9 protein-coding genes are annotated in these 15244 nt (G+C 72.8%); 4 read left to right on the top strand and 5 right to left on the bottom strand.

The window, feature by feature from the left end; genetic code table 11:
• Positions 1–36: 36 nt before the first annotated feature.
• From ACG83_RS02645 to ACG83_RS02630, 4 genes are all read right to left on the bottom strand, one after another.
• On the bottom strand, positions 37–1044 hold the full coding sequence (locus ACG83_RS02645) for a tellurite resistance TerB family protein (RefSeq protein WP_054564544.1): 1008 nt from the start codon (positions 1042–1044) through the stop codon (positions 37–39).
• A 318-nt stretch (positions 1045–1362) separates the two neighbouring features.
• Complete coding sequence (locus ACG83_RS02640) at positions 1363–1791, bottom strand: ATP-binding protein (protein WP_054564543.1); 429 nt, start codon at positions 1789–1791, stop codon at positions 1363–1365.
• 259 nt (positions 1792–2050) lie between these two features.
• Positions 2051–4219 (bottom strand): hypothetical protein, encoded by a 2169-nt coding sequence (locus tag ACG83_RS02635; RefSeq protein ID WP_152991241.1) that lies wholly within the window; start codon positions 4217–4219, stop codon positions 2051–2053.
• A 555-nt stretch (positions 4220–4774) separates the two neighbouring features.
• Positions 4775–5464, bottom strand: a complete 690-nt coding sequence (locus ACG83_RS02630; protein ID WP_054564541.1) for a hypothetical protein — start codon at positions 5462–5464, stop codon at positions 4775–4777.
• 395 nt (positions 5465–5859) lie between these two features.
• Here ACG83_RS02630 and ACG83_RS02625 point away from each other — a divergent pair, with 395 nt between their 5' ends.
• The 3 genes from ACG83_RS02625 (at position 5860) to ACG83_RS02615 (ending at position 11420) form a co-directional block, all read left to right on the top strand.
• The gene (locus ACG83_RS02625) at positions 5860–6237 is read left to right on the top strand and encodes a co-chaperone GroES (RefSeq protein ID WP_054564540.1); all 378 of its coding nucleotides are present in this window, start codon (positions 5860–5862) and stop codon (positions 6235–6237) included.
• 548 nt (positions 6238–6785) lie between these two features.
• Positions 6786–7085 carry a DUF4193 family protein gene (locus ACG83_RS02620; protein WP_054564539.1) on the top strand — a complete coding sequence of 100 codons (300 nt, stop codon included), beginning with the start codon at positions 6786–6788 and terminating at the stop codon, positions 7083–7085.
• A gap of 210 nt (positions 7086–7295) precedes the next feature.
• Positions 7296–11420 (top strand): LuxR C-terminal-related transcriptional regulator, encoded by a 4125-nt coding sequence (locus ACG83_RS02615; RefSeq protein ID WP_054565366.1) that lies wholly within the window; start codon positions 7296–7298, stop codon positions 11418–11420.
• Between the two features lie 52 nt (positions 11421–11472).
• Here the strand turns inward: ACG83_RS02615 and ACG83_RS45215 are convergent, their stop codons facing one another.
• Complete coding sequence (locus tag ACG83_RS45215) at positions 11473–11943, bottom strand: DUF6458 family protein (protein WP_054564538.1); 471 nt, start codon at positions 11941–11943, stop codon at positions 11473–11475.
• 521 nt (positions 11944–12464) lie between these two features.
• On the opposite strand from ACG83_RS45215, the gene ACG83_RS02605 reads away from it, so the two are divergent.
• A complete protein-coding gene (locus ACG83_RS02605) occupies positions 12465–13436 on the top strand; it encodes a LuxR C-terminal-related transcriptional regulator (protein ID WP_369812845.1) in 972 nt (323 codons plus the stop codon).
• Positions 13437–15244 lie beyond the last annotated feature (1808 nt).

The following is a 15244-nucleotide window of genomic DNA, read 5'->3' as shown; positions in this document are numbered from 1 at the left end:
GGGGCGCCGCAGGCCGGAGTCGACGGTGGAGAAGGCTCATTCCTCGACCGCCTGGACGGCGAGCCGGCCTGCGCTCAGGCCCAGCACCTCTGCGGCCTCCTGGACGACCCGGCGTTCGTCCGGATCGAAGTAGCCGTCGGCGCGGCCGACGACAGCCCCGAAGTGGAGCACCGCCCACGAGCGGGTGGAATCACCGCGCACCTTGCCGATCTCGTTCAGTGCCACTCGGCGGCCTTCCGCGAGATCGAGGCGCAGCCGCGCCACATGTTGGTCGAAAATCTGTTCCAGCTCGGCGCGAGGGTAGGCGGCAAGCACAGGCTCGCTGTGGATGGACTGGATCATCGCGTCGCGCTCCGCCGGGTCCACCCGGCCGTCCGCGACCGCGACCAGTGCGCAGATGGCCACCGCGGCGTCGCGGAAGGCCTCGCCCTGCAGGACATCACTGCGGGCTGTGAGCTGAGCGCGCAGGGTGCGCACCGACTTGCGCAGCATCGTCCACCACGGCTCCGCGTCCTCGACGGCGTGGCCACGCCAGGAGGCCCACTGCTCGGACCACCAGACCAGCGCCGCGCGCACGACCGCGGTCGGCTGGACCGTCGCGAGGGTGGCCTGGGACTCGATCTCGTGCGGCCGAAGCAGGAACAGGTCCGGAAGAAGATCATCCTGGTCGCGGTAGTGCGCCGGGTCGGGAGCGACGGCGTAGAGCACCGTCAGGACCTTGCGGCGATGCTCCGGGCTGACGTGGTCGGTGTGCTCGACGCAGCCCGCGAACCGCAGGATGCCGGACACGTCCCCCGTTTCCGCCGCGTCGGCGGTGTCGGCCGGGGTGGAGAGCGGTGGTCTGGCCGCGGCTGGCCGGGCCGGGGCCTGCTCCGGCAGCATTGCACGCAACAGTCGGCCGGCGGCGGCCAGCGCCGATTCTCCCGGGCCTGGAATGCATCCCGGGAAGCGGAGCGTGCCGTCATCGGACGCACGGACCACAAGTCCGTCGTCGAGTTCGACGAGCAAAGCGATGTCCACGACGACTTGCGTCTGCAGCGGCATACCGCCCCCCATCGTGACGTCGTGTCGTCACCTGGATGCTGGTATGCGAACCATCATCTACCGCTTACGGAGAAATATGCCGCATTCTGGCTGACTCATGGCGAGGAGTTGGTAGCGCGCAGTCGCAGTTGTGAATGCCGCGATCACCATGCGAACACGCGGCGCCCGACTGGGTGATCCGACCTGCGTCGACGTTTCGCCGGGACGGCTCGGCACACCCGGGACGGTCCAGCGAGCCCGGAACGGCTCGAGACGTCCGTCGCGGCCCAGGACGGCCGGGACGGCTCAGTGCGTCTACGGGCTCAGTGCGTCTACGGCTCAGTGCACGTGACAGGCGATCGCGGCCGAGTCGCTCGCCGCCAGCTCGAACCACACCTGTTTGCCGCAACCAATCGACGGCGGGTCGTCGACGACGCCCCACCGCTCCGCGAGGGCGCTCACGAGCTGCATGCCGCGGCCGGACTCGTCGTCATCCTGGGCGGCTCTGAGCACCGGTCGGAGCGGGCTGCCGTCGCTCACGGAGACCCGGATGAGGCCGGAGCCGCACTCGACGGTGAGCCGGAGCACCTCACGGGCCCCGACGAACCGGACAGCGTTGGTGACGACCTCGCTGACCAGCAGCTTCGCGACTTCAGAGGCGGTCGAGCAACCCCACGCCGCGAGAAGATCGGCGACCAGCGCACGGGCCCGCCCAGCCGCCCGTGGATCAGCGTGCAGGTCGAAGCCTGCGGTCAGCGCTTCGGCCACACATCACCCTCCGGGCTTCGTCCATCCTCGCCTGCCAGCGGCGCCACGGCGGGGCCGGCGTCGCGTTCCTCCCACCCGGGGAGAGACCTCAAACCTCCCCCGGCATGCAGCGGCACATCCCGGACAGGCGCTGCCGTGTCCTCGGACAGGCACAGCCTGGCCTGGTCTCGGCCCGGCTGCGTGGAGGACTCGCCGTGTCCTCCTGGTACGAGGTCGCCGGCGACGAGAACCTGAACTCGTCGGTGCCCGTCCTGCTGACTCAGATCACATCGATGCCGTCCAGCACGGAGTCCTTGCGGGCGAGCCAGGCGCGCGCGACCGCCTCGAGCTCGGCGTTCGTCGGTTGAGCGCCGCCCTGGCCGCCCGGGCCGGCCGTGGCTGGCCCCGTCCGCGGCACCGGTGGCCCTCCGCCGCCGACCGTCGGTCCCGCGACGTCGGGCCCGAGGCTGGCGCCGGGCTGCCCGGCACCGCCAGGTCCGCCCGGGCCGAGGCGAGGGGCCGGATCGCGGCCCGTCCCGGCCCACGAGTCGTCAACAGAGATGGGACGGCGCTGCTCGGTGGCCTGGCTGCTCCACGGCGACCCCTGCGGGCGCGGCTGTTCCGGACCCGCGTGCCGGCCCCGTTCCGGGGCCAGCCGCCCCCCGGGTGGGCGAGCTCCCCGATCAGCACCGCGAACGTTGTCCGGGGGCCGGAGAGCCTGTGGTCCGGCCGCAGCCGCCGCCGCGGCGGCTCGGGCCATTTCGGCGGCCCGCGCGGCCGCGATGCTCGCCGCCGTCATCTCGACCGGGCCGGAGATCGGCGGTGCTGGCCGGGACGTAGGTACGGACACCCGGTCGCCGCCACCCGCTGCCGCCCTCGGATTCCTGGCGGCGGCGGGTGGCCGCTGCGGCTCGGGCGTACCTGGACGTGCCGGGGCAGGCGGCATCGCGGCCGGCGGCTGCCGGTGCTCCGGCCCGCGGGCGTCGGGCCCGGTCGGGATCTGCCCGGTATGGACCTGCCCGGTCGGGAACTGCCCGGTGGGAGCCTGGCCGGCAGGGACCGGTCCGCGGGGGATCTGCCCGGTGGGTACCGGGCCGGTGAAGGCCTGCCCGTTCGGAACCTGCCCGTTCGAGAAGTGGCCGTTGGGGACGGGGCCCGTCGGGACCTGCCCGGGCGCGAACCGCCCGGTCGGGACCTGCCCAGTGTGGACCTGCCCAGTGTGGATCTGCCCGGTCGGGATCTGGCCGTCCGCGGTCGGACCCGCCGGGTTCGGCCGGGTCGGAACGGGGCCGCTCGGACGGCCAGCGCCTGCCGCGGCGGCCGGGCGCGCGAACGGCTGACCGTTGCGGTCCGGATAGCTGTTGCGGTCCGGGTATCCGTCCCGGCCTGGCTGGCCGGGTTGACCTGTGTAGGTGGGCTGGCCGGCGTGGGTGGGCGGCCCTGCGGGCACCGGCGGCCCGACCCAGGGCGGCTGCCCGGACTGCACTGGGCGTGCGGGCTCAGGCAGCTGACCCGGGGGAACGGGCTGGCCCATCGGCCCGGCGGGCGGGCCGGCGGCGGGGCGATCGTAGGACGCCGCGGCCGGCCGCGGGAACGGCGCCGGCGGCGGCCCGCCGGGAGCCTGACGCTCACGCGGATCCCTGGCGACGTCCGACCCATGTGGAGGCATGGAGTGCTGCTGCCCGAGGCCGCCATCGGTGAACTGGGCGGCCGCGGGCTGGAAGAGCGACGGCCCGGATCGCCGCTCCGGCTCCGGGACACCCATCGGCGGGCGCCCGGGCGCGGGCTGTCCGGGCGGCTGGAGCCGGGGCTGGCCCGGCTGGGGCGCCCCGGGATGGGCCTGAGGCTGCGCCGGCTGGGGCTGGGGCTGGGCCTGCGCCGGCTGGGCCTCGCCCGCTCCCGGACGCCGGATCCCGGCCAGCGGATCGCCGAAGACAGGTCTGCGTGCCGGTCCGCCAGGGCCGCCTGGGGCCGGGGAGCCGTCTCTGGCGGCGGCGGGGGCCGGCATGGCACCGGTGCCTGGGCGTGGCATGGAACCGGTGTCGAAGTGCGGTATGGCGCCGGTATCGACAGGCGGGGGCGGGGTGGGCATGCGGTCCGGGGCCTGAGGCTGGCCGCCGGCCGGGCGCCCGGCCGGCGCCGTGCCTCGAACCTCGCCGGGGCCGGTACGGGATGCGGTCGGCACCGGCAGGGGACGGGGCGGTACTTCGTCCTCGGTGGTCTCGAGCTCGCCGGTGATCGCGACGACGGTGGCGCAGGGCCAGAGCCGGTCACAGCCCAGGCACAGGTCGAACTCGTTCGGTTGATGGAGGCCAATCAAGGCGATCAGCGAATTGATGTGTTCGACGATCCGCGGTCCGGCCAGTACCGGTCCGTTCGCGATCATCTCGAGTTCCGAGCGCAACTGACCGTGGTACTGCTCGACGTCGACTACGCGCGGGTCCTCCATCGAAGGCAGCATGCACCATTGCGGGCGGATACGTGCGGGCGGCACCGCCACAGCGGGTAACTGGTGACGTTGTCATCACCATCTGCGTACGAAGTCGGAAGCGATTGAATGTGCAGTGTGCTTTCGTCGCCACGCAGCGCTGACAATCGTGGAGCGAAAGTTCCATGCGCTCACCCGATGCCCTGGCGCGGAGTGCGTCCCGGTGGCACGGGTGGGCCGCCATGGGTGCCACGAGCCGCCGATTCCACCGAAATATCCCTAGTCAGGGCATATGTGGGCGGTCCGGCCCGTGCGCGGTCGGCCTCCATGTGAATGGTGCATGTGGCGCCGGTTACCCGAAGGTGCCAGGCAGGTTCGTCAGCCGGCCTGCGGTGGGCTGGGCACGCGGGTCAGCTGGGCACGCGGGTCAGCTGGGCACGCGGGCCAGCTGGGCACGCGGGCCAAGGGGCGGCTGCCGGCCATCAGGTGCGCTGCCGGCGCCGGTGCGTCCGGCGGCGCGGGGCGGCCGGTTACGCGGACCCGCCCACTGACCCCACTGCTCGGTCAGGCGTCAGGTCAGGTCCGGTCGGGGCGGACTTCACCGTCGCGGCGGACCTGACGCATCAGGCCTTCCTGGAGACGCGCGAACTCCTCGATGTACGGGCTTTCGACCCCGCCCGCGCCACCGGGCTCCTTCGCACCCTGCGAACGGTCGAACACAGGCTCGAAACCGGCGAACTGGCCGTTGCTCTGGCCTGCGAGCCGATCGGTCGGGGCGTCGAAGGCCGGGTAGTGCGATCCACCGGAGGGCGGGGGCGGCGGGGGCGGCGGCGGAGGCGGTGTGCCCCGCTCCAGCTGGCTGTCGTAGCCGGGCGGTCCGTACGCGGGAAGGTTGCCTGCCGCGGAGGCGGAGCGGTCGGCGCCGTTGTCGAACGAGGGGTAGTGGTTGCCGTTGGACGACGCGGAGCGGTCGGCGGATCCGTCGTAGCCGAAACCGCCGGACGAGCCGCTGCCGGGGGCGATGGACAGCGGTGCCGCGCCGCGCAGGCCGTCACCGGGCCCGAGCTCGGGCTGCTCGCTGGACAGGAAACCGTCCGACGCCGGATAGATCCGGGCGGAAAGGCTCACCGACATCGGGTCGCTGCCGTAGGTGATGACGTCGACCTGGTCGTCCGGACCGATGCCGCCGCTTCTCGCGAGATCGACGAACCGGAAGAGGTCGGCCCAGCGCAGCCCCTCGAGGTCCACACTGATTCTCAGCGCCATTGGTTTGCCCCATCCCTTGGCTCGTGCGTGTCGATCGGCTGACCTGGCTTCCGACGCGGACGCTTCTGCTGGGTGCCGGGCATCCCCCCCGGCGCGCCTGGCGGCACCCGGCCGTGCGGGCCCGGATGACGATGGGCGGCAGCTTATACCGCGTTGAGGTGCCTTTCCTCATCCGGGCTGGTTGGTAGGTCTGTGGTGGCTGGTGGGGTGTCTGTGGTTGTTTGGGGGATCTGCTGCGGCCCTGCTGGCGGGCGCTGTCGGATCCGCCCCGGCATTTCTGGTGGGCGCGACAGTCCGGGCGCGACGGCTGGGTGCGGGGGCCCCGGTGGCATGCAGTGGGGCAATCGGCTACATCCGGTCGGCGATGCTGCCGCGGGCGGGTAGGGTCCGAGCCTGTGAGCGTAGTTTCCGGCGATGTCGACGGTGTCGGGGGTGCGGTCGGCATCGACGCGACGAGTGGATCCCTGCCGATCCGGCTGCTGCACGACCGTGTGTTGGTGCGGCCCCGGGAGGATTCCGCGGACCGGCGTTCGAAGGCGGGCATCGTCATCCCCGCGACCGCGCAGATGGGCAAGCGGCTGGCGTGGGCCGACGTGGTCGCGATCGGCACGGTCGTGCGCACGATCCAGGTCGGTGACCGGGTGCTTTACGACCCCGAGGATCGGGCCGAGGTGGAGCTGCACTCCACGACCTACATCCTGATGCGGGAACGGGACGTCCACGCGGTCGCCGCGGAACGTCTCGACGACGGATTGACCGGCCTCTACCTCTGACCCGGGGGGGCTCCGGCCGGCGCGACCTTCGTCGGGCCGCTGTCCCCGGTCGCTGTCGCCGGCCGTCCGTCACCGTGATCGCCCAGTTCGCGGGTGTCGGCGTGCCGACGCGTGCTGACACATCCGAGCCGTCGACACCACCGAAGAGTGGTCCGCGCCACCTCGATGTCGTCCGCCGCGGCGGTCCGATCGACGTCCGATCATGGCGTCGAGGTGGGGCATCACGGGCCGTGGCGCAACCCATCCAGATCCGGATGTGGCGGGAGTGACACCGCGCCGAAGCGCCCCTGCTTGGTCTGGCGACTCTTTGGCCCGTATCCTTCGGGCGGCTTTGGAGATCCGCGTTCCGAACTGGTGGCCGTGGGTACCGGCTCCGGGGCATGGGGAATGCGGACATCTGCTTGGCGCCCACTTCTCTGGCCAGAGCCACTGCTTATTGTGATCAGCCGATGCCGTTCAGGTACGGTGCTTGCTCGATCCTGTGGTCCGGATCGATGCCGGTGTCGACAGGCCGCGGTCTGTGAGGACGAGGAAAGGTAAGGAGAGGCATGGCTCGTGACTTCGACGCTCGGCGGAGCGCGGATGTCGAGGAGGATGAGCTCCAGGAACAGAGCCTGGAGACGTTGAAGGCCCAGCGCGCCGGCGCGGCCGCCGACCTCGGCGACGACATGGACGCGCTGGAGGCTGAGCTGGATCTTCCGGACGCCGACGTCCGGGACGAGGAGCTCTCGCTGCGCGTGCTCCCACGGCAGGCTGACGAGTTCACCTGCACCAGCTGCTTTCTCGTGCAGCACCGCAGCCAGCTTGCCGACCCGCGACGGACGGTCTGCGCCGACTGCGCCGCCTGACACCGATCGCGGGTCCGCGACGCTGAGCGGACGGTTCCGGAGAAGAGCGCACCTGCCAGGCGCTTCTGGAACCGTCCGCGTCCGTCCGGATATCGCACGCCCCTGTGACCGCCTGGGCCCGCCGTCTCGCGGGCGACACCGCCTCACTGGTTGCTGAATGCGGAGGGTGGCTGTACCACTACCCTTGGCATGGTGAGCGGGGGTGATCACATGGTCGAGGCGTGGGAGGCGGAGGTCTGTCCGGGTGGTCCGGTGGCTGCCGGTCCCGGACGGGCCGCCATTGATGTGGACAGTGTGGACAGTGCCGCCGTCGATGCGGACGCGGCGGCGCCGAGGCCGCCGCTGACGCCTGCGGGCGGGGGACTGCCCGCGCTCGGCGCCCGCGTGTTCCCACCCCGGCCGGCTGTTCCGCTCGTGTCCAGGCCCAGGCTGCTGAAACGCCTTGACCTGGCGGTCGACGGCCCACTGACGGCCGTGTGCGCTCCCGCCGGCACCGGCAAGACGGTGCTGCTGGCGGACTGGGCCCGGTCGGGCCGCTCACCGCACCCCGTCGTGTGGCTGCGCGTCGACCCTGTCATCGGACGTCGTCGCTCCTCCATGCCCGCCGGCCGGGCACCGGTGCCGCCCGTGTCGCCCGCGTCACCCGTGTCACCCGTGTCGCTGTGGTCGCAGATCCTGCGCGGACTGCGCCGTGACGCGGCGTTGCCGTGCCCGGAGCGGCTCGAACGCCTGGAAGCCGAATCCGCCGGGACGAACCCCGAGTGGTTCCAGCGGGAGCTGGTCAACCAGCTCGCCCAGCTCCCGGTGCCGGCCGTGCTGATCCTCGACGACGCCCATCTGGTTCACGAACCGGCGGACATCGCCGGGCTCGAACTCCTGGTGGGCGAGGGCGCGGGGCACCTGCGCCTGGTTCTCGCCGGGCGACAGCCGGTCCTGCGTGTCCACCGCCTGCGGGCCGAGGGCACCGTCACCGAGATCGGCGCGGCGGACCTCGCCTTCACCAGGGACGAGACGGCGGCGTTGCTCGCCGCCCACGGCCTGCGGGTCAGCGAGCCCGCCATCGCGGCCCTGTGGAAGCGGACCGAAGGCTGGGCGGTGGGCCTGCGGCTCGCCGCGGCCCGCGCTGCCGACGCTGCTGATGCTGTGGCCGGTGAGGCTGATGCTGTTGCCGGCGAGGCCGAGGCCGCGGCCGGTTCCGCCGATACCGCGGCTGGTGTCGGCGGCGCTGTGGCTGGTGCCGGCGCGGTCGGCGCGGTCGGCGCGGTCGGCGTGACCGGCGCGGAAGACCCCGGCCAGGGCACGTTGCCATCCGGCAGGCCGCTGCTGCCGCCGGAGCTTGATCCGGCCCGCGGGCCGCGGGCCGCCATCGCCGACTACCTGCAGGCCGAGGTCCTGGCGGACTACGCGGAGCCAGTGCGTCGGTTCCTGCTCCGGACCAGCGTGTTGGAACGGCTCACCGGCCCGCTCGCCGCGGCCGTCGCCGCCATCGACGCCCGGAGCGCTCCGGCGGGTGTGCCGGAGTACCGGGAGGCGGGCGCGCCGGCACCCGGCGGTACCGCCGTCGCGGCGGCCGCCCCGACGCCGGGGCCGGCGTCGACGTGGCGGGGTGCGGTCCACCTGCTGCGCGAGTTCGCCCGTACCGGCGGATTCCTCGTACCGCTGGAGCCTGCCGCGCCGTCGCCGGTCGCCGCGGCGGAGGCGAGGTCATCCGCCGGCCTGGCCTGGGACTGGTACCGCTACAACCGGATGTTCGCGCTGATGCTGCACGGGTTGCTGCTGCGCGACCCGGACGAGGATCCGCGTGAGCTCAACCTGCGTGCGGCCCTGTGGTTCGCGGCCAACGACAGCACCTCCGACGCGGCCCGCCATGCGCTGCGCGCCGGTGACTGGTGGTACCTGGCCTGTCTGCTCGTCGACGGTTCGGCGCTGGTGGACATCCTGTTCGGGGGCGAGCCCGACCTGAGCGAGCTGGTGGCCGAGGTGCCGGCGGGGGCGTCCGGGCTGTCGCCCGAATGCGACCTGGTGCTGGCGGTCGCCCACCTGCGCTCGGGTCGGCTGGAGGCGGGTGCCGCGAGCCTGTCGTCAGCCCGCGCGGGGCTGCCGGTGAGCCCGGCGCGCCACGACGTGTCTCGCCGTAGGACGCTGGTCGAACGCATCGACGTCGTGGAGCTGTATCGGGCCGAGCTGGCCGGAGAGCCCACGGAAATGATCGTGGCCGCCCGGAGGTTGCTGCGTGCCGGCGCGTCCGGGGCTGGGGGCGGGTCGCAGACTCAGCTGACCGCGGCAGCTGCGGCAGCTGTGTCAGCTGCGCCGGCCGGCTCGGTGCCGGGAACAGTTGGCGGTCCAGGCGGTCCAGGCGGTCCAGGCGGTCCGGGTGGTCCGGGCGGTCCAGGCGGTCCGGGTGGTCCGCGGGCCGACGTGAACGGCCCGCGGGCCGAGCCGCGCAGGAGCCAGCCCCGGCCGGCCCGGCGGATGGACGAGGGTGTTCGGGCGGTTGCTCTGTGCGCCCGCGGTCGGGGTGAGCTGTGGCTCGGCCGGCTCTCGGTGGCCGCCAGTGTGCTGCACGATGGCGCCGCGACCGCCCGCCGGGCGGGACTTGCCGGGGTGGAGACGTCCTGCCTGGGGGCGTTGGCGCTGCAGTATGCGCTGCGCGGCCGGCTGCGGCAGGCCGAGAGCCAGCTACGTCTGGTGATCACTCGGGTGGAAGGCGCCGCCGCGGGCCGGGACACGCCCGCCGCCACGCCCGCCTCGGCGCAGCAGACCGTTCCCGGTCTGCCCGAGGCCCACCTCGCCGCCGCGATGGTGCATCTGCAGCGCGTCGACCTGGTCGAGGCCGAGCGCAGCCTCGCCGCGGCACGCAGGGCGATCACGCCTGCGAGCCCCGGGTTCCTCGTCGAGATCGCGACAGTGTGCGAAACCCGGCTGCGACTCCTGCACGGATCAGCCGACGAGGTGCGTGCGGCGCGGCGCATGCTCGCCGCTGCCGGCTCCGGCCCCACCCCGCCGCTGGGCGCGGCCGCGCGCCGGGCGGCGGAGGCGGACCTGCTCGTCGCGACCGGCGCCCCGGAGGCGGCCCGTCGTTCACTGCTGCGTGCCGGTGACCGCACGGCGACGGACCCGCAGGTCCTGCTCTCCCTCGCGCGTTCGGCCCTGGCCTGTGCTGACGTGCCGTCGGCGGAGGAGGTGCTCGCGCCCCTGCTGCGGGCCGACGACGGCGGCGCGGGCCTGGTGGCGGCCTGCGTGCTCGGGGCAGTCGCGGCCGCCCGCCGTGACGACCACGCCAGAGCCGGTGGGCTGCTCGCGCGGGCCATGGCGCTCGCCGTGGACGAGGGGATGGTCGCGCCGTTCGTGGAGGCCGGGGACGAGCTGTTGGGCCTGATGGCCGCTCATCCCGAGCTGGCGGACAGCCACCCCGAGTTCGTCGCGGCTCTCGACCGCAGCGCGGCGTCGAGGGGGACGCCGTCCGCTCGGCTTCCGGGCCTGCGAGCCGCCGAGCGGCGGCGCGCGCTGCGGTTGCCGGTGCCCGGGCTGCCCGCCTCGCGCATGCCAGCCGCGCGACACGCGCAGGCACGCGAGGCGGCGGGTGGTGGCACGGTGGGGCCGTCGGAACTGGAACCACCGCGCTCCGCGGCCGCCGGCTCCGTGCCGGAAGGGCCCGCAGGGGCCTCAGGGGTCGAAGGGGTCGAAGGGGCCGCGAACGGTGCGGGGCCGGGCTGGCCACGTCAGGGAACCCGAGGCGTCACGGGCCGGAGCGGCCAGGCCGGCCGGGGCACTGCGATCGGCGGTGACGGCGAGGCGGGACGGGGCGGCGAGGCAGGGTTTGGCGGCGAGACCGGCCAGTGGGGCCCGGCTGGCGTCGCGGGCCCCGTCGAGGTGGTGGTGCCCGCGCCGACCAGGCCGCTCGCGGACCCGGCCTCCCGGGGAGCCTCGGCGTACTGGGACGACGATCGTGTGTCGTCGTCGGCGGCGACAGCTGCCGCTGGCGGCCTGCGGAACCCGGCCGCCTTCCAGGGAGCCGCGGGGGTGCCCAACCGCGTCGGGTCGGTCCACGTCGGTCCCGACACCGCGGGCACCGATACCGGAGCTGGCGGGCCCGGCAGGGACCCTCGGCGGGCGGCGCGCGTTGGTTCCGCGGGTTCCGCTGATCTGCTCAGCGAGCGTGAGCTGGCGGTGCTGAGCTACCTGCCGACGATGCTCACCACCGCGGAGATCGCGGCGGAGATGTTCGTTTCGGTGAACACCGTCAAGACGCACCTCAAGAGCATCTACCGCAAGCTGGACGTCGCCCGGCGCAGGGACGCCGTCCACCGTGCCCGCGCCCTGCATCTGCTCTGACCGCCCGGCCTGCTCTGACCATCCGGCGCGGTGTGACCGCCGGCCGGTGCGGTCAACGCTGGTGCGACCACGTGTCGGAGGTGCCACCACCTTCGGGCCAGTCGTCGGCGCCGTCCCCTGGGCAGGCGCCGGCGGCGTAGCCGGGGTGGCCGGTGTCCTCCCAGGGCCGGGGGATCCCCGGACGGGGGGTGTGCCAGGAGGACGTGCCATCGTCGGCGAGACGAAATCCGGGGCCACCGGGATCGGCGCTCCGCGCGGATTCCGCGGCGGGCCAGTTCCACTCGGCGGTGCCATCTTCCGGGGGAATCAGCGTGCCCAGGGGCAGCGTCCGCGCGACCGGGGCCGGCCTTCGACGGCGAGCCGTGCGCAGGTCCCGGATGAAGCAGACGAACAGGGTGGCGGCGCCGGTGGCCATGATGATCGATCCGAGCGCATGCAGGTCGACGCCGTTCAACCGGTAGGACAACGCGAAGCGCAGGATCGCCCCGGCGGCGAGCAGGAAGATCGAGAATCCGGTCGTCACATGCCTCACCTCGCAGCGGCGTGCTCACGGCACACGCCTGGCTGGTGACTTGATGTGAGCAGTTAGATGCTACCGGTAAGAAAACTACCCTCCGTGTCGACCGTTTACACGCCCGTGGTCGAAGGTGGAGGTGGTGGTCGGTCCGGGCCAATTCGAGGGCCGTTGCTGGCACCTTTGGGTGGCGGAGTCCTGTCGTTGTCGTTACGCGCCGTGTCGGCGCGGTCACAATTGACGATGGCTGGCGGGTAAACGGCGCATGAGCTGAGATTCAATAGTCAGATAAGCCAGTCAGGCTTATCAGGCGCCAGAAAGTAGGTGTCGCAGGCTGGCATCTGGGTAGTCGCGGCCCTAGGCTTGCCGAACATGTCCAGCTTGGCCGGAAATACGCCGGCTGATTCGCGACTACCGGCCAGTGACCTGGTGTCGGTCTGCCCCCGGAGGCATGTGTGACTGACCGAATGCTCAGCAATCCCGATGGTAGCCCCAGCGCTCGTCCGGCCACTGGCCGGCTCGCCGTGACGATGGACACATCAGCGGGGGTTGCCCGGCCGTCCGGCGTTCCCGCGCCGCACCGGGCACCCGCCACGCGGCACGCGCCGATCACCGCGACGTCTGCGGTGGGCCACCCCGCGGCGCGGACTCGTCCCGGCGCGGTCGCGGCGGGGCTTCCCGCCCGGGCGCCGGCGGTCCCCGCCCGCGGCCCCCAGGTGCCGCGTGACCTGGCCCTGGGCGCGGCGGAGCTGCGCGGCGTGCTGCGTGTCGTCGAGGACTGCGAGCGCGCCGCCTCGCTCCCGGCGTTCCGTGAGGCCGCCCTGGACGGCATGGCCCGTCACCTCGGCTACCGCCACTCCGCCTTCTTCCTGGGCTCCTCCCCGCAGGCGACCTTCCAGGACGCCCGCCCGACCGGCCGTGGCCTCGCGCTGCGGATGGCAGGGCCGTTCCTGGAGCGCTACCGCAGCCTGGAGGTCTTCAACGACCCGGAGAGCCTGCGGCTCATGTGGGAGCGCGGGCTCGTCACCCTGGACGAGATCGGCGTGCCCGACCGTCCCGAGGTGCGGCTGCGGCTCGAGCGCTTCCTGCGCGCCCACGGCATCCACGCGAAGCTGCTGATCAGGCTCGCCGGTAACAGTGGCGTCGGCGCCGTGGTCTCGCTGCTCGACCCCCGCCCCGGCGCGTTCGGCCCGCGGGACCGGGCTGTCGGCGCGGTGCTGGCCCGCCACCTGGGCAACCTGCTGCGCTTCTACATCCGCGTGAACCCCGGCCCGGCCGTGACGGCGAAGCTGTCCGCCCGTGAGCGCGATGTCGTGCGCCTGGTCGCGGAGGGCCAGTCGAACCGGCAGGTCGCCGAGGCGCTCTGCATCAGCATCGACACCGTGAAGCACCACCTGACGCATGCGCTGGTGGCGACGGGCTGCTCGAACCGCACCCAGCTCGCCCTCGCCTGGCAGCGTGAGATGGGCTCGATGCCGGCTCCGGGGCTGCCCCGGTTGTAGTCAGGGCCCTGGTCCGGTTCGCTCCGGTACCGCACCTGCGTCGGCGCTGCTCGCATGGCCGGCATCGCCTGCCCGGCCGTGCCCCGGCCGGCACGGGTTCCTGCCTGCAGCCAGCCAGCGCTGTCTGTCCGTCGGAGTCGCCCCGCCGTCCCGACCGGCAGCCGTCCCATCTGTCCTGGCCCACCGGGACATGTTCCGCCAGTACGTGTTCCAGCAGTACGTGTTCCAGCTGCACCCGTCCGCATCCAGCACCGTCCGCATCCAGCACCGTCTGCTTCGGACGTCAGCCAGACAGACGCCTGACCCGCGCCCCGGCACAGCACGGCCCGGACGACACCGTCCGGTCGCGCCCCGGATAGCTCCGCCTCGGACAGCTCCACCTCGGACAGCTCCGCACCGGCCGGTTCCGCCCGCCTGACCGGAACCGCGATACGGACCAGCCCACGGTCCGGCTTCGCCCGGTCGGCCGCGGCCGACCGTCCAGATACCTGCGTGCACGCACTCGCCGCGCCGGGCCCGTACCGCATCCGGGCCCGGCGCGGCGGCCTGCGCGGCCAGCGCCGGGGCCGTCCCGGCGCACCGGATGCGGCGCCCGGTCGGCCGCCGCCGTCGGCCAGGGAACCGGGTAGATTGGTCGTCCGTTGGGTATAGCTGTCGTCCCCCCGCGTCTGGGGTCCATCGGGCCACTCGGCATGGTCAGGTCCCAGGCGTACTTGTCCCACCGTTGGCGGGTAGCTACCGTCGCCGGCAGGGTGCGGCCGACAGCATGGTCGATTGCGACTTGAAGCGGTCTCGTGGCGGGTTGTGACCCCCTGGCCACGGTTGCCGGAGCCGGGCTGCCTGTCCGCTGTTCCGGCGGGAGATGACCGCCTCTCCCTGCTGGGTGACACCGTGGTCGCCGCTGCCCCCTGCAGCCGGGCCCGCATGCCAGGGAGCGCGGAACTCGCATCGGCCTGGGTTCTCGCTTCGTGGTGCCGCCGCCCTGACGAGTGCTCACCGCCCCGACGAGTCCCGCGGTGCCCGCCGTCAATGCCCTTGCCACGGCATCCACCGCAGCCGCCCCTGATCCGCGGGTGAGAGCTGTCCCGATCTGTCCGCCGGGCATCTCGTGAACGACGGTGTAGTTACTTCGGGTGGTCCAAACGGTGCGGTGACTAGTGTTTCGCATGCTCACGGAGAGCACGGAGCATCGCTGCTCGCGACCCGGATCCTGGTTTCGGCCGCGGTGCCGCAGTGCATTGAACAGGGCATTTGTCGATCCAGTGCTGAGGTTGCCGGGTGCATCGACGGAAAACTGCCGTGCCTGTGCTTGCGGCTGTGCCCGAAGAGTGACTAGGTTGAACGGGCCATAGCGCGGCAGGTTCGGAGGGCAGAAGAGACGAGTCCGCTGTCAGCGCGCCCGTCCGTTCATGGCGGACGTCGGGCCGCTGTTCCGGCACGGACCGGAGGAACACCTGGATGAATGCCATGTCGTGGGGAAACCGTGCGGTCTGCTGTCACACGTGCGTTGCCCGACCGAAGAAAGCCAGTGCGGTTTCTCCTGCCGGGTTCGATCGCGGATCTGGCGCGCCGTACCAGAGCCAGGTTTCAACCCGTGTTAGCACCGGAAATCAGTCGCGAGTCCGTTGTAAATGGATCTGCTGTCGACACCTGGACTATGTCGCCGCGGTGAACAACGTGCCTTCGCACGATGCGTCCGTGACCGCCGTCACCGCGCCCGCGGGGGAGTGGCGGCGCGCCCGGACCGGCGGCGAACCACCGATGGCCTACACCGGACAGGCAGGTGACCGGCCGGATCACGGGATCGT

This window comes from Frankia sp. R43 (assembly GCF_001306465.1).
GTDB classification, from domain to species: domain Bacteria; phylum Actinomycetota; class Actinomycetes; order Frankiales; family Frankiaceae; genus Parafrankia; species Parafrankia irregularis.
Note: the sequence above shows the minus strand (reverse complement) of the source record. Positions and strands in the feature narration are given on the sequence as shown.

Coding starts and splice junctions, on each gene's coding strand:
- ACG83_RS02630 (WP_054564541.1), bottom strand. CDS start 5,464: ATGGCGCTGAGAATCAGTGTGGACCTCGAGGGGCTGCGCTGGGCCGAC.
- ACG83_RS02620 (WP_054564539.1), top strand. CDS start 6,786: ATGGCTCGTGACTTCGACGCTCGGCGGAGCGCGGATGTCGAGGAGGAT.
- ACG83_RS02615 (WP_054565366.1), top strand. CDS start 7,296: ATGGTCGAGGCGTGGGAGGCGGAGGTCTGTCCGGGTGGTCCGGTGGCT.
- ACG83_RS02635 (WP_152991241.1), bottom strand. CDS start 4,219: ATGGAGGACCCGCGCGTAGTCGACGTCGAGCAGTACCACGGTCAGTTG.
- ACG83_RS02605 (WP_369812845.1), top strand. CDS start 12,465: ATGGACACATCAGCGGGGGTTGCCCGGCCGTCCGGCGTTCCCGCGCCG.
- ACG83_RS02645 (WP_054564544.1), bottom strand. CDS start 1,044: ATGCCGCTGCAGACGCAAGTCGTCGTGGACATCGCTTTGCTCGTCGAA.